General features: G+C 39.8%; 27 protein-coding genes and 1 other annotated feature. Of the genes, 21 read left to right on the top strand and 6 right to left on the bottom strand.

What is annotated here, in order from left to right:
- Nucleotides 1–27 precede the first annotated feature (27 nt).
- The gene (gene rnz / locus FA727_RS09835; RefSeq protein ID WP_136830713.1) at nucleotides 28–960 is read left to right on the top strand and encodes a ribonuclease Z; all 933 of its coding nucleotides are present in this window, start codon (nucleotides 28–30) and stop codon (nucleotides 958–960) included.
- A gap of 246 nt (nucleotides 961–1206) precedes the next feature.
- Here rnz and namA read toward each other — a convergent pair whose 3' ends face one another.
- Both namA and proC read right to left on the bottom strand, forming a co-directional pair.
- Nucleotides 1207–2223 (bottom strand): NADPH dehydrogenase NamA, encoded by a 1017-nt coding sequence (gene namA, locus FA727_RS09830; RefSeq protein WP_136830712.1) that lies wholly within the window; start codon nucleotides 2221–2223, stop codon nucleotides 1207–1209.
- A gap of 78 nt (nucleotides 2224–2301) precedes the next feature.
- Nucleotides 2302–3150 carry a pyrroline-5-carboxylate reductase gene (gene proC, locus FA727_RS09825; protein WP_136830711.1) on the bottom strand — a complete coding sequence of 283 codons (849 nt, stop codon included), beginning with the start codon at nucleotides 3148–3150 and terminating at the stop codon, nucleotides 2302–2304.
- A gap of 40 nt (nucleotides 3151–3190) precedes the next feature.
- Nucleotides 3191–3409 (bottom strand) — a binding site (T-box leader).
- 204 nt (nucleotides 3410–3613) lie between these two features.
- On the opposite strand from proC, the gene FA727_RS09820 reads away from it, so the two are divergent.
- From FA727_RS09820 to FA727_RS24935, 7 genes are all read left to right on the top strand, one after another.
- On the top strand, nucleotides 3614–4579 hold the full coding sequence (locus FA727_RS09820; protein WP_136830710.1) for an MBL fold metallo-hydrolase: 966 nt from the start codon (nucleotides 3614–3616) through the stop codon (nucleotides 4577–4579).
- A gap of 9 nt (nucleotides 4580–4588) precedes the next feature.
- A complete protein-coding gene (locus FA727_RS09815) occupies nucleotides 4589–5377 on the top strand; it encodes an SDR family NAD(P)-dependent oxidoreductase (protein ID WP_136830709.1) in 789 nt (262 codons plus the stop codon).
- 138 nt (nucleotides 5378–5515) lie between these two features.
- The gene (locus FA727_RS09810) at nucleotides 5516–6775 is read left to right on the top strand and encodes a Y-family DNA polymerase (protein ID WP_136830708.1); all 1260 of its coding nucleotides are present in this window, start codon (nucleotides 5516–5518) and stop codon (nucleotides 6773–6775) included.
- Between the two features lie 13 nt (nucleotides 6776–6788).
- Nucleotides 6789–7124, top strand: coding sequence for a YolD-like family protein (locus tag FA727_RS09805; RefSeq protein ID WP_136830707.1), 336 nt, complete (start codon nucleotides 6789–6791; stop codon nucleotides 7122–7124).
- A gap of 57 nt (nucleotides 7125–7181) precedes the next feature.
- Nucleotides 7182–7508 (top strand): iron-sulfur cluster biosynthesis family protein, encoded by a 327-nt coding sequence (locus tag FA727_RS09800; protein WP_136830706.1) that lies wholly within the window; start codon nucleotides 7182–7184, stop codon nucleotides 7506–7508.
- Nucleotides 7509–7597: 89 nt separating this feature from the next.
- Entirely contained in the window at nucleotides 7598–8002 is a 405-nt protein-coding gene (locus FA727_RS24940) for a Uma2 family endonuclease (protein ID WP_281280879.1), read from the top strand.
- A complete protein-coding gene (locus tag FA727_RS24935; protein WP_281280878.1) occupies nucleotides 7957–8160 on the top strand; it encodes a Uma2 family endonuclease in 204 nt (67 codons plus the stop codon). Before FA727_RS24940 ends, FA727_RS24935 begins: the two co-directional genes overlap by 46 nt.
- A 61-nt stretch (nucleotides 8161–8221) precedes the next feature.
- On the opposite strand, the gene FA727_RS09790 is transcribed toward FA727_RS24935, so the two are convergent.
- Nucleotides 8222–9130, bottom strand: coding sequence for an alpha/beta hydrolase (locus tag FA727_RS09790; RefSeq protein WP_136830705.1), 909 nt, complete (start codon nucleotides 9128–9130; stop codon nucleotides 8222–8224).
- Between the two features lie 161 nt (nucleotides 9131–9291).
- Between FA727_RS09790 and FA727_RS09785 the strand changes: the two genes are divergently transcribed.
- The 3 genes from FA727_RS09785 (at nucleotide 9292) to FA727_RS09775 (ending at nucleotide 10511) form a co-directional block, all read left to right on the top strand.
- Entirely contained in the window at nucleotides 9292–9801 is a 510-nt protein-coding gene (locus tag FA727_RS09785; protein WP_136830704.1) for a hypothetical protein, read from the top strand.
- Between the two features lie 89 nt (nucleotides 9802–9890).
- On the top strand, nucleotides 9891–10163 hold the full coding sequence (locus FA727_RS09780; protein WP_136830703.1) for a hypothetical protein: 273 nt from the start codon (nucleotides 9891–9893) through the stop codon (nucleotides 10161–10163).
- Nucleotides 10164–10178: 15 nt separating this feature from the next.
- Complete coding sequence (locus FA727_RS09775; protein WP_136830702.1) at nucleotides 10179–10511, top strand: DUF2085 domain-containing protein; 333 nt, start codon at nucleotides 10179–10181, stop codon at nucleotides 10509–10511.
- Nucleotides 10512–10551: 40 nt separating this feature from the next.
- On the opposite strand, the gene FA727_RS24930 is transcribed toward FA727_RS09775, so the two are convergent.
- The gene (locus FA727_RS24930) at nucleotides 10552–10683 is read right to left on the bottom strand and encodes a hypothetical protein (RefSeq protein ID WP_281280877.1); all 132 of its coding nucleotides are present in this window, start codon (nucleotides 10681–10683) and stop codon (nucleotides 10552–10554) included.
- Between the two features lie 129 nt (nucleotides 10684–10812).
- Between FA727_RS24930 and FA727_RS09770 the strand changes: the two genes are divergently transcribed.
- Nucleotides 10813–11997: an acetyl-CoA C-acetyltransferase gene (locus tag FA727_RS09770; protein ID WP_136830701.1), complete on the top strand. Its 1185-nt coding sequence runs from the start codon at nucleotides 10813–10815 to the stop codon at nucleotides 11995–11997.
- A gap of 42 nt (nucleotides 11998–12039) precedes the next feature.
- Nucleotides 12040–12288 carry a YqkE family protein gene (locus tag FA727_RS09765; protein WP_136830700.1) on the top strand — a complete coding sequence of 83 codons (249 nt, stop codon included), beginning with the start codon at nucleotides 12040–12042 and terminating at the stop codon, nucleotides 12286–12288.
- Between the two features lie 31 nt (nucleotides 12289–12319).
- On the opposite strand, the gene FA727_RS09760 is transcribed toward FA727_RS09765, so the two are convergent.
- Nucleotides 12320–13228, bottom strand: a complete 909-nt coding sequence (locus FA727_RS09760) for an aldo/keto reductase (RefSeq protein ID WP_136830699.1) — start codon at nucleotides 13226–13228, stop codon at nucleotides 12320–12322.
- Nucleotides 13229–13280: 52 nt separating this feature from the next.
- Nucleotides 13281–13421, bottom strand: coding sequence for a Z-ring formation inhibitor MciZ (gene mciZ, locus FA727_RS09755; protein WP_136830698.1), 141 nt, complete (start codon nucleotides 13419–13421; stop codon nucleotides 13281–13283).
- Between the two features lie 74 nt (nucleotides 13422–13495).
- On the opposite strand from mciZ, the gene FA727_RS09750 reads away from it, so the two are divergent.
- The 8 genes from FA727_RS09750 to FA727_RS09715 all read left to right on the top strand — a co-directional run bounded on the left by FA727_RS09750 (nucleotide 13496) and on the right by FA727_RS09715 (nucleotide 20193).
- Nucleotides 13496–14047 carry an NUDIX hydrolase gene (locus FA727_RS09750; protein ID WP_136830697.1) on the top strand — a complete coding sequence of 184 codons (552 nt, stop codon included), beginning with the start codon at nucleotides 13496–13498 and terminating at the stop codon, nucleotides 14045–14047.
- Nucleotides 14044–15213 (top strand): endonuclease Q family protein, encoded by a 1170-nt coding sequence (locus FA727_RS09745; RefSeq protein WP_136830696.1) that lies wholly within the window; start codon nucleotides 14044–14046, stop codon nucleotides 15211–15213. Before FA727_RS09750 ends, FA727_RS09745 begins: the two co-directional genes overlap by 4 nt.
- A gap of 132 nt (nucleotides 15214–15345) precedes the next feature.
- Nucleotides 15346–15987 carry a stage II sporulation protein M gene (spoIIM, locus tag FA727_RS09740; protein ID WP_136830695.1) on the top strand — a complete coding sequence of 214 codons (642 nt, stop codon included), beginning with the start codon at nucleotides 15346–15348 and terminating at the stop codon, nucleotides 15985–15987.
- A gap of 218 nt (nucleotides 15988–16205) precedes the next feature.
- Nucleotides 16206–16679 carry a ferric iron uptake transcriptional regulator gene (gene fur / locus FA727_RS09735; RefSeq protein WP_136830694.1) on the top strand — a complete coding sequence of 158 codons (474 nt, stop codon included), beginning with the start codon at nucleotides 16206–16208 and terminating at the stop codon, nucleotides 16677–16679.
- Nucleotides 16680–16787: 108 nt separating this feature from the next.
- Nucleotides 16788–17015 (top strand): YqzK family protein, encoded by a 228-nt coding sequence (locus FA727_RS09730; RefSeq protein WP_126406755.1) that lies wholly within the window; start codon nucleotides 16788–16790, stop codon nucleotides 17013–17015.
- Nucleotides 17016–17020: 5 nt separating this feature from the next.
- Nucleotides 17021–17914, top strand: coding sequence for a site-specific tyrosine recombinase XerD (xerD, locus tag FA727_RS09725; RefSeq protein WP_136830693.1), 894 nt, complete (start codon nucleotides 17021–17023; stop codon nucleotides 17912–17914).
- Nucleotides 17915–18121: 207 nt separating this feature from the next.
- Nucleotides 18122–19300: a phosphopentomutase gene (deoB, locus tag FA727_RS09720; protein ID WP_136830692.1), complete on the top strand. Its 1179-nt coding sequence runs from the start codon at nucleotides 18122–18124 to the stop codon at nucleotides 19298–19300.
- A 71-nt stretch (nucleotides 19301–19371) separates the two neighbouring features.
- Entirely contained in the window at nucleotides 19372–20193 is an 822-nt protein-coding gene (locus FA727_RS09715) for a purine-nucleoside phosphorylase (protein ID WP_136830691.1), read from the top strand.
- Nucleotides 20194–20216: the final 23 nt, after the last annotated feature.

Raw genomic sequence — 20216 nt, 5'->3', positions numbered from 1 at the left:
TATGTATATAAAGAAAGGGGATTTGAAGTGGAAGTTTTTTTTCTTGGGACGGGAGCAGGGATTCCAGCGAAACTTCGGAATGTCACGTCCATTGCCTTAAAATTGCTTGAAGAAAGAGGTTCTGTTTGGCTCTTTGACTGTGGTGAAGCGACCCAACATCAAATTTTACATACATCTTTGAAGCCTAGAAGAGTGGAAAAGATTTTTATAACTCATTTACATGGTGACCATATTTACGGACTACCAGGCTTTTTATCGAGTCGTTCCTTTCAAGGTGGGGAGTCGGATGTAACGATTTATGGCCCAAAAGGGATTCAAACCTTTGTCGAGACGAATCTATCTGTTAGTCAAACTTACTTGAAATATCGTATTCATTTTGTTGAAGTGAGTGAGGGAATCGTTTTTGAGGATGAGCAATTTAGGGTAGAGGCTCGATTGATCGAACACGGTATTGCTTCTTTTGGTTATCGAATTGTTGAAAAGGATCGTCCTGGCGTTTTGCTAGTAGATAAATTGAAGGAAGCTGGGGTTCCGCCTGGTCCTCTTTATAAGAAAATCAAAAATGGCGAGGATGTTACCTTAGAGGATGGAACGGTCATTACGGGAAGTCAGTTTACAGGTCCAGATATCAAGGGTCGAGTGGTGACAATCTTAGGTGATACGCGTTTTTGTGAAGCATCAAAGGAATTAGCTAGGGATGCTGATTTACTGATTCATGAGGCGACGTTTGCAGCAGGTGAAGAAGCGCTAGCTCATGAGTATTATCATTCGACGACGACTCAAGCTGCCACAGTTGCGAAGGATGCCAATGCAAAAATGCTTTGTTTAACCCATATTAGTTCAAGATATGATCGTGATGCTTGGAGAACGCTAGTAGGGGAAGCAAAAGATATTTTCCCAATGACTGAAATTGCAGAGGATTTTAAGGAAATCATCATTCCGTTAGATAAAGAGGCGTAATAGAAAAAAGCTGCCCTCGTGGAGGTCGTATTAGTTCGAGACCTTCAGTGGGGCAGCTTTTTTTATATCGTTTATGTTTGTTCTCCAACTCAAGCTGAATTACGGAAAACATGACGGACAAATCAAGACTGCAGTCTGACAGAATTCCCGCGCTTCAGTAGAATTTTGTCATTGAAATCACTTTTGCAAGCCAGCTTAGGCAGAGTAAAGAAAACGTGACCGACAAAATTTTTCAACTCTCGTTAATTACCATCCACGATCATATTGCTTCGGTGGTTCAATCGTTACGCCCAAATTTTTAGCAGCTGTTCTTGGGAAATAAGGATCACGCAATAACTCACGAGCAATAAAAATCAGATCAGAACGATCATTTTGCAAAATTTCTTCAGCTTGTTTTCCTGTCGTGATAAGGCCAACGGCTCCTGTTGCAATATCTGCACCATGCTTGATTGCCTCTGCAAAAGGAACCTGGTAGCCAGGATATGCATGAATTCGGGCAGGGACGACAGCACCTGAACTTACATCGATTAGGTCAACGCCTTGCTCCTTCATCCAACGAGCGAAGACTACATAGTCTTCAGGGTGCAATCCTTCTGCCTGATAATCAGAAGCGGATACTCTGACAAATAACGGTCCTTCCCAAACTTCTTTCACTGCATTTATGACTTCTCGTAAAAAACGATAGCGGTTTTCTGGAGTTCCACCATATTCATCGTCTCGTTTATTGGAAAGTGGTGATAAAAACTCATTAATTAAGTATCCATGTGCTGCATGAATCTCGATGACATCGTAACCAGACTTCTTAACTCTTACTGCTGCTTCTTTAAAAGCTTCTACTGTTTCAAGAATGTCCGCAATCGTCATTTCCTTTGGTGTTTTCATTTCGTCGTTAAATGGAATCGCGGTAGGTGCGATGATTTCACCATCTAGCATGGCTTTTCGACCTGCATGTGCTAGCTGAATTCCAGTTTTTGCCCCATAGCTCTTAATGAGGCTCGTTAATTGTGACAAGCCTTCAATATGGTCATCACTCCAAATACCGAGATCCTTTGAAGAGATCCTTCCTTGAGGTGTCACAGCGGTTGCTTCTTGTATGATCAAACCAACCTGGCCAATTGCTCGGCTTACATAATGAGTAATGTGGAAATCCTCTACTTTTCCATCCTCATTTTCGCTAGAATACATGCACATAGGGGCCATGACAATCCGATTTTTTAAGGTCAAATCTTTAATCGTATAGCTAGAAAAAAGCTTTGTCTCCATCTGTGAATCCTCCTTCTGACTGAATCTAATTACCTTTAAAATTATATCAGTCTAGAAAAGAATTCTAAAAGTATCTGCTTACTGTAGCTTCAGCTTCTCTTCCTCTAGAGCTTGTGCTAATGCGCCACCCATTCGTTCAGATTGTGCTGTGGCTTCTTTGATACATTGAATAAATGCTTCTTGCACTTGTTTTTCTTTTAAAACCTTTAAACCAGCTTCAGTTGTTCCTCCTGGACTCGTTACTTCTTTCCTTAGTTGCTTTGGAGGTTTTGTTGATTTTGCAACCATTCCAGCTGCGCCAATGAGCGTTTGAACAATAAGCTTTTGTGCCAACTCACCTTCGAGGCCAATTTCAGCAGCGCTTTTTTCCATTGCTTCGATTAGGTAATAAATATAGGCTGGTCCGCTTCCAGATAAACCAGTAACAGCATCTAACTGTTTTTCTTTCACATTTACGGTTAAACCGACTGTATCAAACATTGTCTTGATTAATGCCAACTGTTCATCTGATACTATGGAGTTCGCTGCTAGAGCAGTAGCTGATTGGCCAATGGCAGCAGAAGTATTTGGCATCGCCCTAATAATCGGAATAGACATACCTGCTAGCATTTCAATGCTGTTCATCGATACACCGGCTAACAATGAAACAATCAGCATATCAGCTGATAAATACGGCTTAATTTGTTCCACAGCTGAGGCGACGTCCTTTGGCTTCATTGCTAAAATGACGATTGTAGCACCTGTAAGAATTTGTTCCAAATTATAGCTAGTTTGGACTCCGTATTGATGTTGTAGGCTATTCAATTTTTCTTGATTGCTACGATTGGTGACCCAAATTTGATCACCTATTATTAATTGCTTTTCGATAATGCCAGAAATCAACGCTTCTGCCATAGAACCTGCTCCGATAATCGCTATCTTTTTCATCGTCATCCTCCTTCGAAAAATAAAAAAGACCCTTCATCCTGTAAAGGACGAAAGGTCTTGCTTCCGTGGTACCACCTTTTTTCACCTATTAAAACAGACATAGGTGATCTCAATATCCGTTAACGCAGGCCTGCGGTTAGATTTGGCTAACAGCTCGTAAGGTAGGTTCAATGGTCAAGTGGATGGTGAAGCCTTTCAGCCGGTGAGCCTCACTCTCTATCATCATTTTCCATTTACTAGTCCTAGTCATCGCTTTTTTATGAAATATTAATAGTGATTATGCAAGAGGAACAGCTTGTCTGTCAAGTGCAACAAGACTATTTGTTTTAATTTTCAAACATTAAGTTATGTGAAAATAATGACAATTAAACTGAATAAGAGTAAACTAATTCATATATAAGAATTATTGACAAGTGAACGTACATAAATATTTATAGAAAAATAATGTTGAAGGAGAATGAAAATGACCGATTGGAAGAACGGAATCGCAAAAATCATCCTTCCAACTCCTTTTGCGGTTGGAGATGTGAATGTATATGTTGTTAAAGGGGAGCGCTTAACCTTAGTTGATGTAGGACCGAAAACAGATGAGGCTTGGCAGTCTTTATCCACTCAATTAAATGAACTTGGTTTGAAGCCTTCAGATATTGAACAAGTGATTTTAACCCATCATCATCCGGATCATGCTGGTTTACTAGATTATTTTCCGGCTTCCTTGCCGGTATATGGGCATCCTTTAAATAATAGATGGCTTAATCCGACAGAAGCATTTTTGGAAGAGAATAAGCAGTACTTTATGAAAGCTTTTCGTGAATTTGGTATTCCAGAGTTCTACCTGTCACCTGCAGCGGGAGCTCTTAAGAAGGATTTGAAGTATTCTTGTAGTCGAACTTTGACAGACCTATTAGTGGAAGGTGATTCTCCACTAGGATTATCAGACTGGAAAGTGATTGAGACGCCAGGTCATGCCCAAAGCCATATTGGTTTATATCGGGAAGAGGATGGCTACTACATTGCGGGAGATCATTTAATCGCCCATGTTTCGCCCAATCCAATTTTAGAGCCTCCGCTTCCAGGTGAACTAGATAGACCAAAACCGCTGCTTCAATACAATGCATCCTTGAAAAAGCTGTTAGACATTCCGATGCAACTGGTCTTTTCAGGTCATGGAGAAGAAATATATAATAAAAATGAATTGATTCATAAGAGATTAGCTAGTCAGGATGAAAGAGCGCAAAAGGTCAAGAATTTCTTAGTAGAGGATGCATTGACGATTTTTGAAACATGCCAGCTGCTTTTTCCAAAGGTGTACGAGCGTCAGTTGTCACTCACAATGTCAGAGACAGTTGGACAATTTGACTATTTAATCGATTTAGGGGAAATTAAGAAGTACGATGAAAATGGAGTATTTCGTTATACTGTAGTTTGAGGTGTTGAAATGAATTTGCAAGATAAGAATATATTTATTACGGGGGCTTCAGGGGGGATTGGAGCGGAAGTAGCACGACTTTGTGCGAAAAGAGGTGCGAATCTCTACCTTTTTGCTCGAAGTCTTGATAAGCTTGAGGCATTAAAAGAAGAATTAGAACAGAAATTTTCTGGAGAGGTTCATGTGTTTCGGCTGGATGTTTCGAATACAGATGAAATTCTTCGTGTGTTTAAGGAAGCGTTCGATGAAGCAGGTCGTATTGATGTGCTCGTTAACAATGCTGGTTTCGGTGTGTTCCGGGCAGTCCATGAAGCAACGATTGAAGAGATCAAAGGAATGTTTGATGTCAATGTTGTCGGTTTGATGACTTGTACCTCTGTGGTGCTTCCTAAAATGAAGGCCCAGGGAAGCGGACATATCATCAATGTGGCTTCTCAAGCAGGGAAAATTGCTACCCCGAAATCGAGTATATATTCGGCCACAAAGCATGCGGTTCTTGGGTATACAAATAGCCTGAGAATGGAAGTAGCTGACTCTAATATTTTTGTGACGGCTGTGAATCCAGGTCCGATTGCGACGAACTTTTTTGAAATTGCTGATGAAAAGGGCACATACGTGAAAAGTGTACAGCGAATTATGCTCAAGCCTGATTATGTGGCCGAAAAGATCGTGGGTGTGATGCTAACGAAAAGACGAGAAATTAATCTTCCGCGTTGGATGAATGCCGGTAGTGTCTTCTATGCACTTTTTCCAAATTTGTTTGAGCGACTTGGAAAAAGGGCATTTAATAAGAAATAGCGATTGAATCACCTTCTAGGAGGTGATTTTTTTAATTTCCATAAAATGCCCATTGAAATCGAACGTATATTCGCTTAGAATTAGGATAAAATAGAACAAGTGTTCGAATTTATGTTTTTCTTGTGAGGTGGAAGGGGAATGGTCGATTACAGCATGATGCCCCGAAACAATATCTTATGTGTCGACATGAAGAGTTTCTATGCAAGCTGTACAGCGGTTATAGAAGGCTGGGATCCTCTTGAATGCTATCTTGCAGTAGTTGGTGCGAAGGACCAGAAGGGCAGTGTTGTTCTTGCTTCCTCGCCGAAATTAAAAAAGGAATTTGGAATCAAAACAGGCTCAAGACTTTATGAAATCCCCGATGATCCACGTATCCATGTTGAGGAGCCGAAGATGGGTATGTATATGCGGGTTTCGTTAGAGATTACCCGTGTATTCCATCGCTATGTTCCGAAGGAAGCGATTCATACGTATAGCGTAGACGAGAGTTTTATTCAAGTGGATGGGGCGTTGAAACTTTGGGGAGATGCTAAAACGATTGCAGAGAAAATTAGGATTGATATTGATAGGGAATTTCAGCTTCCCTGTGCCATCGGTATTGGTCCAAACATGCTCCTGGCTAAGCTCTGCCTTGATTTGGATGCCAAGAAAAAAGGAATCGCTGAATGGACATATGAAGATGTTCCCGAGAAACTTTGGCCAGTCTCCCCATTAAGAGAAATGTGGGGAATCGGTAGAAGAGTGGAGAAAACGTTAAACAGCATGGGCATTTTTACAGTCGGACAGTTGGCTCGCTATGACTTAGAACAGCTGGAGAAGAAATTCGGTGTGATGGGGAATCAGCTTTATTATCATGCCTGGGGAGTGGACCTTTCTGAGGTTGGCGCTCCGATCATGGAAGGGCAGGTGAGTTTTGGAAAAAGCCAAATTCTGCTTCGTGATTATAAGGATAAAGAAGATGTAAAGCATGTTGTTCTTGAAATGTGTGAAGAAGTAGCAAGACGTGCACGTCTTCAACGGAAGGCGGGGCGAACGATTAGCTTTGGTCTTGGCTATAGCAAAAATGAATTTGGCGGGGGATTTTATCGTTCCCGATCGATTGAGCAGCCGACCAATGTGACAATGGAGATTTATGAGGTGTGCCTTGAACTTTTAGAGGAGCATTACACTGGAAAAACAGTCAGACAAATTATGATTTCCTTAGGGAATATTGTGGATGACAACGAGTTTCAGTTAAATCTGTTTGACTTAGGAGCTTGGAAAAAACGAGAGCTTGGGTATGTAGTGGATCGGATTCGAGGTAGGTATGGACCAGGTTCATTGCTAAGAGCAATATCTTACACGGATGCCGGAACTGCAAGAGCACGAGCGAAACTAGTCGGCGGTCATAAAATGTAGGGAGGTGACGAGCGTGATTCGTGACCGTGGAAAAATGAAATGGACCTCGATGATGCTCCCAGAGCATGTGAAGCTTTTGCGCGATTGGGCGAAAGAGGATGCCTATGAAAAAATCAAGGAAGTCGATGAACAGTATTTAGAGGTAATGAACGAAACGATTTCGGAAGCAATGGGATTTGGTGAAAGTGTTACGATTACCCACCATCAAAATCACAAATATGAGGTGGTCGTTGGGCATATTCATTATTGGGATGAACTGAACGGAAAGCTCCATGTTCTTGACCGATTTGAGGAAGTACATCGAATTTCCCTTTCTTCGATTGTTGATGTGCGGTTAACCGAGGCGTAGAAGCGTGGAAGAAAAGGTGGATTATGCTACAATAACAGTAGTAGAGGGGGATGACAGATGGAAATTACCATTACAGATATAGCAGCACAAAAAATCGCGGAAAAAAAGGGGCAACAAGAAGGATTCCTTAAGCTGAAATACGATACAGAAGGCTGTGGCTGTGTAGTAAGTGGTGTAACAGCACTATGGCTTGTCGATCGACTTCATGAGGAGGATCGAGCAATCGAAACGAGCATTGGTCCGATTTACGTAGAAAAATCAAAGGAAGTCTTTTTAAACGATAACCTTAAAATTGATTTTTCTCCAAGCACAAACAGCTTCCAGCTAAAGAGCCCAGGCGAGTATTTAAATCCGAGAATGAGTTTTTTGAATAAAATCAATTAAACAGGTCGAGAGAGGCCTGTGTTTGCTTTTTGTATGAATCAGTATTGCTTGATAATATGAGGTTAAGTATTAGCTGAGGGGATGGTTTAATGGCCAATGAGAAAGAGAAATACTCGTATGCTGATTATCAAGGATGGGATGAAGGAGAGCGACTTGAGTTAATTGATGGTGAAATTTTCGTCATGTCACCAGCGCCTTCACGCAAGCATCAACAGGTTCTTAGAGAGTTATCGACAGCTTTTTCAATTTTTTCGAGAGGCAAGGATTGTGAAGCTTTTTTTGCCCCTTTTGATGTGAGACTTTTAACAGACGACAAAGAAGAAGATGACATAACAAACGTTGTACAACCAGATTTAGCGATTGTCTGTGATCCAGAAAAGCTTGATGAGAAAGGCTGCAATGGGGCTCCGGACATGATCATTGAAATCCTGTCACCTTCATCAGTAAGTTGGATCGCTGGAAGAAGTATCAGCTTTACGAGAAAGCAGGAGTAAAAGAGTACTGGATCGTTGATCCGAAAAATGAATCTGTTGAAGTACATCTCTTAACGGGTGAACAATATAAATTTCAGGGAGTTTTTACAAAAGGGGATACGATATCCGTTGATATTTTAGCTGGGTTGAACTTAGATTTAAATCAGATATTTATTTGAAACCTTCTAAAAAACAAAGCAGACATACCATATAGACAGCCATGGTATGTCTGCTTTGTTTTTACATAAATCCATATTCCTCCAAAAATTCATCCACTACCTTCTCGTAATCTTCCTTGTTTTCATTCAACGACTGGGCATGAACACCATTTTCGGCTATAAAGAGTTTTTTCGGTCCCTGCTTTTGTTCATAGAGGGCTTCTGTCATTGTGGGTAAAATAAAATCGTCTTTTTTGCTATGGATGAAAAGAATCGGTTTTTCGATATTTTCAATAACTGAAATGGGAGCGACATCCTTTAGTGAATATCGTTGCCGCATTTTGATAAAGAGGTCTGCAACAGGTAACAACAGTCTTGGAGGTAGTTTCATTTCCGTTTTTAAGCGATAGGCGAGCTGCTCTTTAAAGTCAGAGTATGGACAGTCTGCGATATAAAAATCTGCTCTATCCTCAATCATTCCAGCATAAAGAAGCATCGTTGCAGCACCCATTGATTCCCCGTGAATCCCGAGTTGTAAATCAGATCCGCGGTCAAGCTTTAGCCAGTCCACAATGGTTTTTAAATCAAATTTTTCATAGTAGCCATAGCTTGTTGTTTTGCCACCAGATTCTCCATGTCTTCGATGATCATAGATCAACCCATTAAATCCCCTCTCTAAAAACAGATTCATATACTTAATGGAGTTCATTTTATTCTCGGTCACACCATGGCAAAAAATCATGTATTTATTGGTGTTATGAGGTTCTACAACAAGTGCTTTTAAGTTATAGCCGAAATGGGAGGGAATCAGAATTTCTCGTTTAGGAAGACGATCAAAAACATTCGAATCCAGCCTTCCTGCGGATTTCTCACGATCAAGGATAAAACCATCATCCTTCTTTTTCATATACATAATGCGGTTGGAAAAATAAATACCTACAGTCACAAAGGCCAATAGAAATGACACAATGAAGCGGAACGCTCTCTTCAAGCTGATCCCTCCAAGAAGTAGTTTTTACTTAATTTTACCATTTTAGAAGCAATTGAAACATGAAAACGACTTGAATGTTTCAAATTGATGAAAGGATTTAGAGGAGACTCTGTCTAATTTTAAAGAAGAGGAAAATATTTCTAGGAGAGGTAGCTAAAAAGATGCGGAAAACAATCTTATTTCAAATTGTGGTCGTTTGTTTAGTGTTACTGGGATGTCAAAAAGAAAATGTCACCGCCCGCCAGTCACAAGAAAATAAAGAAATTGAAAATCTGGTGATTCAAGTTCAAGAATTGCAGAACGAGATTAAGGGGTTAAAAGAATCAGACAATGTTGAAGAGGCGACTATAGTAAAAGAGCAAATAATTACGACAGATGAATTTCCAGCACTCTCTCAGGCAGAACTTACGAATCTAGGGTTTACCGGCAAGGTTGATGATATAAAAGAGGATTTAATTAGACATGAAGATATCATTCCATACAAAGGTGTATTAGGTGGCGAAATGCATTTTCTTAACGACGAAATTATTGTGTTGTCACATGAATGGGTATTTGCTCCATTTGATGATGGTCATACAGGTGGATATCTTTTGCTAAACTTCGAAATAGAAGGCGGGAAAGTTACTCAGTGGAAGGTGCTTGATTCGTATTTATATGGGGAAAACGAATAAGATTAAAAGACAGATTGCCTATTCTAACAAGAGAATTATAATAAATATAAAAGAATTCTAAATTATCCCAAGAGTGGAGGAAACCCACATTGTTTTTCATCGGCTTAACACTTTCGCAAACGATATTAATGACAGGAGTCGTCCTTCTTTTCCTCCAATCGTATTTGGTAGGAGGACCGGTTGCTGTACTCGGAGCTTGTGCGTCCTATGTGTTGTTTAGGTTTTATGAAAAAAGAAAAAAAGCTCGTGAGAAGAAAAAGAAAAGTGATTGGATCAGCGATTGCTGTGATCCGCTTGAATGTATCGACATTCCATCTCCTAAACGATTCGATTGTGATTGTACTCCAGATTGCTGGAATTAGGAAAGGGTGGCATAAATGAAAGAGATTTTGATGGTTATTCCTTGTCACCGAATCCCTGAACGTTGCTTACATATTAAAGGGAAGCCAATGCTACTTTGCACGAGATGCTTGGCCATGTTGCTAGGTTATTTATTTGCTCCTGTTGCCGTAATGGCAACACTCGTCGTTCCTTTGTGGGTTCCGTTTGTAATGGCAGTACCTCTACTCGTAGATGGCTTCACCCAATTATGGAAGTGGAGAAAAAGTACGAATACCTTGCGTTTTATAACAGGCTTAACCTTTGGGGTAGGACAAGCATTATTGATATCTACCATTGTGTGGACGTTCGTCCAATGGATTGAAGGTTAAAAAAGCAAAGACCCGGGATTAACCAAGTCTTTGCTCTTTTTCATTGCTTAGAATTTTGTCTCTTTGTTGGATGGGTTGCTTGTTCAAGTTCTTCAGCGGCAATCGTCTGCTTAACATTTTGAGCATTAGAACGGCCTTTTTGACTATATCCTTTTTCTCGCTTTTGACTCATAATTATAGCTCCCTTCAAATAACATCATAAATAGATTGAGTAAAAACTGTAGGGGTTATACAAAAATGAAAGGGTTTTCTTGAATCGTGTCGAATTTTAGATTTTAAGAAGATAAAAGGGGATGAGAGAATGTCAACAGAGGTAGTGATAGTTAGTGCAGTACGTACGCCAATTGGAAGCTTTAATGGAAGTCTTGCAAAGTTTTCTGCACCTGAGCTTGGTGCCATTGCGATAAAAGGAGCTCTTGAAAAAGCGGGCGTAACGCCAGAACAGGTTGATGAAGTAATCCTTGGAAATGTGTTGCAGGCAGGCCTAGGTCAAAATCCTGCACGTCAAGCCGCGCTAAAGGCAGGACTACCTGACTCTGTATCAGCATTGACCATTAATAAAGTATGTGGTTCGGGTTTGAAAGCGGTGCATCTAGCAACACAAGCAATCATCGCAGGAGATGCAGATATTGTTGTAGCAGGCGGTATGGAAAATATGAGCCAAGCACCCTACCTGTTAAGAAATGCGCGCGATGGTTTTCGTATGGGTGATCAAAAGCTAATCGACAGTATGATTTCAGATGGCTTATGGTGTGCTTTTAACGACTACCATATGGGCATTACGGCAGAAAATTTAGCTGCTCAATATGAAATTACGAGAGTAGAACAAGATAAATTTTCAGCTTGGAGCCAGGAAAAAACGGAAGCAGCAATCGACCAAGGAAGATTTCAGGATGAGATTGTTTCTGTTTCTATTCCGCAGCGTAAGGGTGAGCCAATTGTTTTTGACACAGATGAATATCCGAAAAAAGGGACAACTGCTGAAAAACTTGCGACGCTTAGACCAGCTTTTAAAAAGGATGGGACTGTGACAGCAGGGAATGCTTCAGGGATCAATGATGGAGCTGCTGTACTAGTTGTCATGAGTAAAGCAAAGGCAGAAGAGCTGATCATCACTCCGCTTGTGACAATTAGAGGGAATGGAAGCGCAGGAGTAGATCCAAGTATCATGGGCATCGGTCCAGTAAAAGCTGTGAAGAAGGCACTTGAAAAAGCACAAGTATCCCTTGAGGACATCGAGCTTGTTGAAGCAAATGAAGCATTTGCTGCACAAAGTATCGCTGTTGACAGAGAGCTACATTTTAAAAAGGAAATCCTAAATGTGAACGGAGGAGCAATTGCACTTGGACATCCAATTGGTGCGAGTGGAGCACGTATCCTTGTAACATTGATTCATGAAATGGTGAGAAGAGAAGCGAGAACGGGCCTTGCTACGCTTTGTATTGGCGGTGGCCAAGGAGTCGCGACAGTGGTCGAATTATCATAAAATGTTATAATAGATTTCACTAAGATTTAGTGAGGGGTTCACATGAAGAAAAAGAAACAAAATCATTCTCCAAAAAGAAATGAAGAAAAGCCAGTCACACTTGGTGATATGCTAAATGCAGATTTACTGAAGCAGTTAAAGGAGCAAAAACAACAGTTAAAGGCTGTGGAAGAGCAGAAGCAGATTGAGGAAGAAGAACGTAAAAAAGAAGAGCGCCGTCAGCGTGAAAAAAATAAATCCTTTGAAGAGCTATTAAACGAAAGCTCGATGGACTGGAAGAGTTTCAAATGAAAAGAAGGAAGCGAGTGTGCTTCCTTCTTTTTTAACGATGAGCAGGGTATGTATGAGCTTTAGCGATTTCTTGAATAAGTGAGATTTCTGCAGTCGTTAACGGCGTGGAGTTAACAGCCTTTGCATTTGCCTGTATTTGCTCGACAGAACTTGCGCCAACGATTACAGATGCCACGGCTGGATGGGCAAGATTGTAGCGAAGTGCTACCTCTGTTAACGAACGAGAATAATCTACTTTTTCCTGCAAACCTTGAATTATTTCTTTTAGTTCTTCAGAGCTGTGCTCCAAATAACCTTTTGATAATTTTTCAAGCGCTCTGTCACTTAGCAATCCTTTTGCAACACTACCTCGGGTTACAACACTAATGTTGTTGTCATGTAGAAGGGGAAGTGCCTCTTCCTCTGGCTTGCGATCCAAAATACTGTATTGCATCATCACCGAAACGATATTAGATTTTTCGACATATTCACGAATAACATTTGGGCGGATAGAAGAAATACCGTAATAACGGATGAATCCTTCTTCCCGCAATTCTTCAAAGGCCTCAATCGTTTCATCTATATTGTCCTCGATAGTTCCACCATGTAGCTGATACAAATCAATATAATCCGTATCAAGTCTCTTTAGACTTTGTTTTACGGCTTCCTTAATATATGCTTTGGAAGGATCCCAGCTCCAACCGTCTTTTTGCTTATTCCAACGATTGCCCACTTTCGTCGCAATAATCACTTGATCACGAACGGATTTTAAAGCCTGGCCAACGATCTCTTCATTCACACCAAAATCATACAAATCAGCTGTATCAAAGTAATTGATTCCTTCATCTAGGGTTGCCTCAATGATTTTTTGTGCATGATTTTTGTCTGTTCCGAGCGACATGCAGCCAAGACCTAACTCAGTCACTTGTAGATCTGATTTTCCTAATCTTCTTTTCTTCATTTTGTTTCACCTCTAAAGCCTATTTTATAGAAAAAAGAAAAGAAAAAACAATTTAAGAGTTTTCTTGTTTTTGTACGTTTTGAACCCAATCATAAAGTAAATCATAATGCTGATTGTATTCTTTTAATTTCGCACGTATTTCCCAAGCCTTCCCGACTAACACGATTCCTTTTTCATGCACATACATCTTCATACCTTCTCCTCCAATTCAAGTATGCTAAACTATATGTACAATCAAATTAGGAATAGAACTGGAGTGACAAATAAATGAGTAACCTCGCAGAAAAAACGCTTAAAACGGAACCTATTTTTTCAGGAAGAGTCATTAGCCTGCAAGTTGATGAAGTAGAATTACCAAATGGAAAAACGTCTACACGTGAAATCGTCAAGCATCCTGGAGCAGTGGCGATTCTACCAATAACGGATGACAATAAAATCGTCATGGTTGAGCAATATCGCAAGCCGATGGATAGGGTATTGATAGAGATTCCAGCTGGAAAGCTTGAAAAAGGTGAGGAACCTGCACATACTGCAGTAAGAGAGTTGGAAGAAGAAACTGGCTACGAATGTGAATCACTAGAGTGGCTCATTTCTTTCTACACTTCTCCAGGATTTGCCGATGAAATTGTCCATGTGTATGTAGCCAAGGGATTATCGAAGAAAAAGGATGCGGCAAGCTTAGATGAGGATGAATTTGTGAACGTGATAGAAGTAACGCTAGAAGAGGCTTTAGAGTTAGTAAAAGAACAAAAGGTATATGATGCGAAAACCGCTTATGCAATTCAATATCTTAAGCTTCAAGAGGCGTTAAAAAAGTGAACCGATACTTTGTAGATTTGCATATTCATATTGGACGAACAGAAACAGGAAAGCCGGTCAAGATTACTGGCTCGCGCACACTTACTTTTACCAATATTATTGAACATGCAAGAGACCTGAAAGGGTTACATATGGTTGGAATCATCGATTGTCATTCTCCTGAAGTGATCATCGAAATGGAGAGACTATTAAGTGAAGGAAAGTTGATCGAGCTTGAAAAAGGTGGACTTTTTTACGAAGGATTAACAATCATTCCTGGTTCTGAGCTTGAGATTTATGATGAGGGAACGAACGGACCGATTCATGTACTTTGTTATTTCCCAACTTTGAATATAATGAAGGAATTTTCGAATTGGCTCTCTCGGTATTTAAAAAACATTCAGTTAAGCTCACAGCGTGTCTACGTTACAGGACGATCGCTACAGGAAAAAACGAAGGAACTTGGTGGGTTATTTATCCCGGCCCATGTATTCACACCGTTTAAGAGTCTTTACGGAAAAGGAGTTAAGAGCTCTTTAGAAGAAGTATTTCATCCGCATTTAATTGATGGGATTGAAATAGGATTAAGCGCGAATACAGATATGGCCGACAAGTTAGCAGAGCTACATGGATATCCGTTATTAACGAATTCTGATGCGCATTCTCTTGCCAAAATTGCTCGCGAATATCAACTGATTCAAATGCTAGAACCGACTTTTACAAATTTAGAAGAAGCATTACGAGGGGAAAAGAATCAACGGATTCTAGCGAATTACGGACTTGATCCCATGCTCGGAAAATACCATCAAACGGTATGTGCCAAATGTTCTGCCAAAGCTAATTTTGAAATGGAAGAATGCATTGAATGTGGTCATAAGAAATTCATAAAGGGCGTGGCAGAACGGATTCTTGAATTAAAAACGGCGGAAAAAGGTCCTTCAAATAGACCTCCTTATATCCATCAGGTGCCATTGCAATTTATTCCGGGACTTGGACCGAAATTACTAGACAAGCTATTGCAGCATTTTGGAACGGAAATGGCAATTCTTCATGACGTGCCAGAAGAGGCATTAGCAAAAGTGGTTCCAGCAAAAGTTGCCAAGCTTATCATTCGTGCCCGTATAGGTACACTATCAGTTGATGCTGGTGGCGGAGGTATCTACGGGAAAATATCTGAAAAAAGCTAGCTCAAATCGAAGGGGCTAGTCTTTTTGATAGATTTGCGAAAATTAATAGATTCTCATGTCATAGAGAGGAATAGACGAGCATACATTTTAATGTAAGTTGTTCGGAAATAATCTCTAGGAGGCTCGAAGCACATGAAAAAAAGAATGTACCAGGATATCGTCGCAAATCATTTCCGAGAGCACTCGTCCATATATTTGTTTGTGATTGTGTTGTTTTTAATGGGTGTTATTTTTGGAGCAATCGTTGTTAATAGTTTAAGTTTTAATCAGAAGGAAGATTTGTTCTATTATTTGTCACAATTTTTTGGGCAGGTGTCGACCGGAAAAGTTGCTGCCTCTAATGATATACTGCTTCAAAGCTTCTTTCACAACATTAAGTTTATAGGATTAATGTGGATATTGGGGATTTCAATTATTGGTCTACCGGTTATACTCGTATTACTGTTTATAAAGGGAATGGTTGTTGGTTTTACAGTAGGCTTTCTCGTAAATCAAATGCAATGGGACGGTTTCCTCCTTTCATTTGTGTCCATTCTGCCACAAAATCTTATTATCATTCCGATTTTTATCTTCGGCGCTACACTTTCTGTCGCTTTTTCGTTAAAAATGATACGGAAGCAATTTATGAAAAAACTAGGACAGCCCATTTTTCCATTACTAGGGCGCTATGCACTTGCCTTCTTAGGAGCTCTCTTTTTACTCGTTGCAGCAGCAAGTATCGAAGCTTATGTTTCTCCAGCTCTCATGAAGCTAGTAGTGAACGCCGTACAGTGATAGGACGAATTGCACAATATAGAAAAATAGGATATGATACTCAGGCGCGCTAAGTATTTTTTGTATCATTCTAGTATTCTTTTTAAAAGATAATATCATCTAATAATAATTATTATTTTATAATCGTTATTGTTGCTTATTTATAATAATTTTCAATTTGAAATCGAAGAAGCATCTGTTATAATAAGTAAGTGACAGTGGCGAGGAGGACTATCGTAATGGAAACAAGAATTGAGAGAATAAAGAAGCATTTACATTCATCGAGCTATAAATTGACACCGCAGCGTGAAGCTACCGTACGTGTTTTATTAGAACATGAAGAGGATCATTTAAGCGCTGAAGATGTGTACCTCCTTGTGAAAGAGAAGTCGCCTGAAATCGGATTAGCAACAGTTTATAGAACACTAGAGTTGTTAACTGAATTAAAAATAGTAGATAAAATTAACTTTGGAGATGGAGTCTCTCGTTATGATTTGAGACAGGAAGGTGCTGCTCACTTCCACCACCATCTAGTTTGTATAGAATGTGGAGCGGTTGATGAAATTCAAGAGGATTTATTAGAAGATGTAGAAGCGATTGTTGAACGTAGATGGAACTTCAAAATTAAAGACCATCGTTTAACATTTCATGGGATCTGCTATCGTTGCTCCGATAATGACGAAGAGCAAGCGGAAGAAACAACAGAAGAATAGAAGTAAAGCCTTTTTCGATGGGAAAAAGGCTTTTTTGATCCACAGGTATATTTCTTGTCCTACTTGGCATACCTTTACTATAAAGGCTGCTTTTGGAGGAAAGAACAAATGAGATCGTGGTTAAAGTTAGTATTTAATACATTGAAGGTATTTTTACTTTTCACTACATGCACAATTCTCTTTTACTATGGTATCATGTGGGTAAATGAAGAATATCAAAATTATCACCGCTACGATGAGCCGAATGGGACGGCAGTAAAGGTGTCTGCGAGCGGGACTCAAGAGGAGCCAACATGGCTCGATCGGTTAATTTTGTTTTATTTAAACGGGGAGTAATGAAAATGGAGCTTCAACTAAAGGATTTTACACATTTTTTAATCGTAGAAAAAGGACTAGCTCAAAATACAATTATTTCTTATGAACGAGATTTGAAAAGCTACATTGACTTTCTCCTAAAGGTTGAAAAAATCACAAATTTACAAGATGTTCAAAGGCTACAGATTGTTCATTTTTTAGGTCATTTAAAGGAACAGGGAAAATCATCGAAAACCTTGGCACGACATGTAGCGTCTGTCCGTGCATTTCATCAGTTTTTATTTAGAGAAAAGGTTGTAGACCAAGACCCTTCTGTTCACATTGATACACCAAGGCTTGAGCGAACGTTGCCGAAGGTCTTGAACTTAAAAGAAGTAGAACGATTGCTAGATTCTCCAAAAAGTAATGACCACTATGGGTTAAGAGACAAGGCAATGCTTGAGCTTTTGTATGCGACAGGCATTCGTGTTAGTGAACTCATCGGCTTAAATACAGGGGATGCTCATTTATCGATGGGATTTGTTCGTTGTATTGGAAAAGGAAATAAAGAGAGAATTATTCCCCTTGGAAAAACCGCAACAGAATCGATCCAGAAATACTTAGATGAGGGACGTCCTCAATTTGTATCGAAAAAGCATAAAGACGATGCATTGTTTTTGAATCATCATGGAAAAAGACTGACAAGACAAGGGTTTTGGAAAATCCTAAAGCGTCTTACAGCTGAAGCTGGCATACAAAAAGAACTTACGCCGCATACGTTGCGCCATTCTTTTGCAACCCATTTATTAGAAAATGGGGCAGACTTAAGAGCTGTACAAGAAATGCTTGGTCATGCTGATATTTCAACAACGCAAATTTACACACATGTCACGAAAACGAGACTTAAGGATGTCTACAGTCAATTTCATCCTCGTGCTTAATAGTTTAATAGAATAGACACAGAAAAGTTACCGATGTTGGTAGCTTTTTCTTATATTTTTTAGTAAAATACAGATGTCAGACTTCTGACGAATAGAATTTGTTCGATTATTATAAGAAGAAGCAGGAGAAAATAAGATTGGTGTAAAAGTCTTATTTTAGAAAACGCTTTATATTTAATTGGGATTTTTGAGCTAGGAGGAAAATAGATGACTTTTCAATTCAAACGCATTTTTTTAGTTGTAATGGATTCTGTGGGGATTGGTGAAGCTCCAGACGCAGAAAAATTTGGTGATTTAGGCTCAGATACATTAGGTCATATTGCTGAAAAAATGAACGGGCTGAACATGCCGAATATGGGGAAATTAGGCTTAAGCAATATTCGTGAAATTAAAGGAATTGCGAAAGCAGAGAAACCACTAGCATATTTTACAAAAATGCAGGAAGCTTCAAGTGGTAAGGATACAATGACTGGACATTGGGAGATCATGGGGTTGAATATCAGTACTCCATTTCAAGTGTTTCCAGATGGGTTCCCTGATGAACTAATTTCAGAGTTAGAAGCTAGAACTGGACGTAAAATCATTGGGAACAAACCTGCAAGTGGAACAGAAATTCTTGATGAACTTGGAGAAGAACATGTGAAAACAGGGGCACTTATCGTGTATACCTCTGCTGATTCCGTTCTTCAAATTGCAGCACACGAAGACATCGTTCCAATAGAAGAGCAATATAAGATTTGTAAAATCGCTCGTGAATTAACGCTTGATGAGAAATATATGGTGGGCCGCGTTATTGCAAGACCATTTATCGGTGAGCCAGGTGCGTTCAAAAGAACGGCAAACCGTCATGATTACGCACTTAAGCCATTTGATCGAACGGTAATGAACGAAATGAAAGATGCTGGACTAGACGTCATTGCCATCGGGAAAATCTCCGATATTTACGATGGAGAGGGTGTAACCGAATCCTTAAGAACTGTTTCTAATATGGATGGAATGGATAAGCTTGTACAAACTTTTGATATGGACTTCACCGGCTTAAGCTTCTTAAACTTAGTAGACTTTGATGCCCTTTTTGGTCATAGAAGAGATCCAGAAGGTTATGGAAAAGCGCTTGAAGAGTACGATGCAAGACTTCCAGAAGTATTTGCAAAAATGAAGGACGATGATTTGCTCATCATTACAGCTGACCATGGAAATGATCCAGTCCATCCTGGAACAGACCATACTCGTGAATACGTACCTTTATTAGTTTATTCGAAGCAATTGGAAGGCAAGGAATTACCATTACGTGAGACATTCGCTGATATCGGAGCAACTGTCGCTGAGAACTTCTCAGTTAAAATGCCAAACTACGGCAAAAGCTTCCTTGGCGAACTAAAATAAAAAACTCTAAGTAGGCATTTACTTCATTAAAGCGGTGCCTACTAACTTCTATTGATTTGGAGGGGAATAAAATGGATTATGCAAAAATCCAGCAAGCTGCAAATTATTTAAAGGAACAAGCAAAAGTCCAACCGAAAATTGGTCTCATTCTTGGGTCAGGGCTAGGTGTCCTAGCTGAGGAAATTGAAGATGCTGTGCGCACACCTTATGATCAAATCCCTGATTTTCCAGTTTCAACGGTAGAGGGACATGCTGGTCAGTTAGTATTTGGAACAATCCACGGTATACCAGTAGTCGCGATGCAAGGAAGATTCCACTACTATGAAGGCTATAGCTTTGAGCAAGTGACTTTCCCTGTGCGTGTAATGAAAGAACTTGGTGTGGAATCACTTATCGTGACAAATGCTGCTGGTGGAGTGAATAAAGATTTTGAACCAGGTGACTTGATGCTCATTACTGATCATATTAACAATATGGGTTCCAATCCACTAATCGGTAAGAATGATTCAAGATTAGGTGTTCGATTCCCAGATATGTCTGAAGCGTATTCGAAGGAATTAGTTAATAAAGCAAAAACAGTAGCAAATAATATACATATCAAGCTCCAAGAAGGAGTCTATGTTGGAAATACTGGACCAACATACGAAACTCCGGCTGAGATTCGCATGTTTAGAACGCTGGGTGGAGATGCAGTCGGAATGTCAACTGTTCCTGAAGTGATTGTGGCTCGTCATAGTGGACTTCAAGTATTAGGGATTTCCTGTATTTCAAATATGGCTGCTGGTATTTTGGATCAACCGTTAAACCATGAAGAAGTTATTGAAACTACAGAGAGAGTAAAAGAAAACTTCCTTCGTTTTGTAAAAGAAATGGTTAAAGAGATGGGCGCGTAAACATCTATATTAGATAAAGTGGT

Source organism: Robertmurraya kyonggiensis, from assembly GCF_005116465.1.
GTDB lineage: Bacteria > Bacillota > Bacilli > Bacillales > Cytobacillaceae > Robertmurraya > Robertmurraya kyonggiensis.
This window is presented reverse-complemented; position numbering and strand designations above follow the sequence as displayed.

Excerpts from the sequence above, each read along its gene's own strand:
- FA727_RS09770 (WP_136830701.1), top strand. The coding sequence starts at position 10,813 with ATGTCAACAGAGGTAGTGATAGTTAGTGCAGTACGTACGCCAATTGGA.
- FA727_RS09815 (WP_136830709.1), top strand. The coding sequence starts at position 4,589 with ATGAATTTGCAAGATAAGAATATATTTATTACGGGGGCTTCAGGGGGG.
- FA727_RS09730 (WP_126406755.1), top strand. The coding sequence starts at position 16,788 with ATGAGATCGTGGTTAAAGTTAGTATTTAATACATTGAAGGTATTTTTA.
- FA727_RS09775 (WP_136830702.1), top strand. The coding sequence starts at position 10,179 with ATGAAAGAGATTTTGATGGTTATTCCTTGTCACCGAATCCCTGAACGT.
- proC (WP_136830711.1), bottom strand. The coding sequence starts at position 3,150 with ATGAAAAAGATAGCGATTATCGGAGCAGGTTCTATGGCAGAAGCGTTG.
- mciZ (WP_136830698.1), bottom strand. The coding sequence starts at position 13,421 with ATGAAGATGTATGTGCATGAAAAAGGAATCGTGTTAGTCGGGAAGGCT.
- deoB (WP_136830692.1), top strand. The coding sequence starts at position 18,122 with ATGACTTTTCAATTCAAACGCATTTTTTTAGTTGTAATGGATTCTGTG.
- FA727_RS09785 (WP_136830704.1), top strand. The coding sequence starts at position 9,292 with ATGCGGAAAACAATCTTATTTCAAATTGTGGTCGTTTGTTTAGTGTTA.
- FA727_RS09820 (WP_136830710.1), top strand. The coding sequence starts at position 3,614 with ATGACCGATTGGAAGAACGGAATCGCAAAAATCATCCTTCCAACTCCT.
- xerD (WP_136830693.1), top strand. The coding sequence starts at position 17,021 with ATGGAGCTTCAACTAAAGGATTTTACACATTTTTTAATCGTAGAAAAA.
- FA727_RS09715 (WP_136830691.1), top strand. The coding sequence starts at position 19,372 with ATGGATTATGCAAAAATCCAGCAAGCTGCAAATTATTTAAAGGAACAA.
- FA727_RS09810 (WP_136830708.1), top strand. The coding sequence starts at position 5,516 with ATGGTCGATTACAGCATGATGCCCCGAAACAATATCTTATGTGTCGAC.
- FA727_RS09760 (WP_136830699.1), bottom strand. The coding sequence starts at position 13,228 with ATGAAGAAAAGAAGATTAGGAAAATCAGATCTACAAGTGACTGAGTTA.
- spoIIM (WP_136830695.1), top strand. The coding sequence starts at position 15,346 with ATGAAAAAAAGAATGTACCAGGATATCGTCGCAAATCATTTCCGAGAG.
- FA727_RS24930 (WP_281280877.1), bottom strand. The coding sequence starts at position 10,683 with ATGAGTCAAAAGCGAGAAAAAGGATATAGTCAAAAAGGCCGTTCTAAT.
- FA727_RS09750 (WP_136830697.1), top strand. The coding sequence starts at position 13,496 with ATGAGTAACCTCGCAGAAAAAACGCTTAAAACGGAACCTATTTTTTCA.
- FA727_RS09765 (WP_136830700.1), top strand. The coding sequence starts at position 12,040 with ATGAAGAAAAAGAAACAAAATCATTCTCCAAAAAGAAATGAAGAAAAG.
- namA (WP_136830712.1), bottom strand. The coding sequence starts at position 2,223 with ATGGAGACAAAGCTTTTTTCTAGCTATACGATTAAAGATTTGACCTTA.
- FA727_RS24940 (WP_281280879.1), top strand. The coding sequence starts at position 7,598 with ATGGCCAATGAGAAAGAGAAATACTCGTATGCTGATTATCAAGGATGG.
- fur (WP_136830694.1), top strand. The coding sequence starts at position 16,206 with ATGGAAACAAGAATTGAGAGAATAAAGAAGCATTTACATTCATCGAGC.
- FA727_RS09800 (WP_136830706.1), top strand. The coding sequence starts at position 7,182 with ATGGAAATTACCATTACAGATATAGCAGCACAAAAAATCGCGGAAAAA.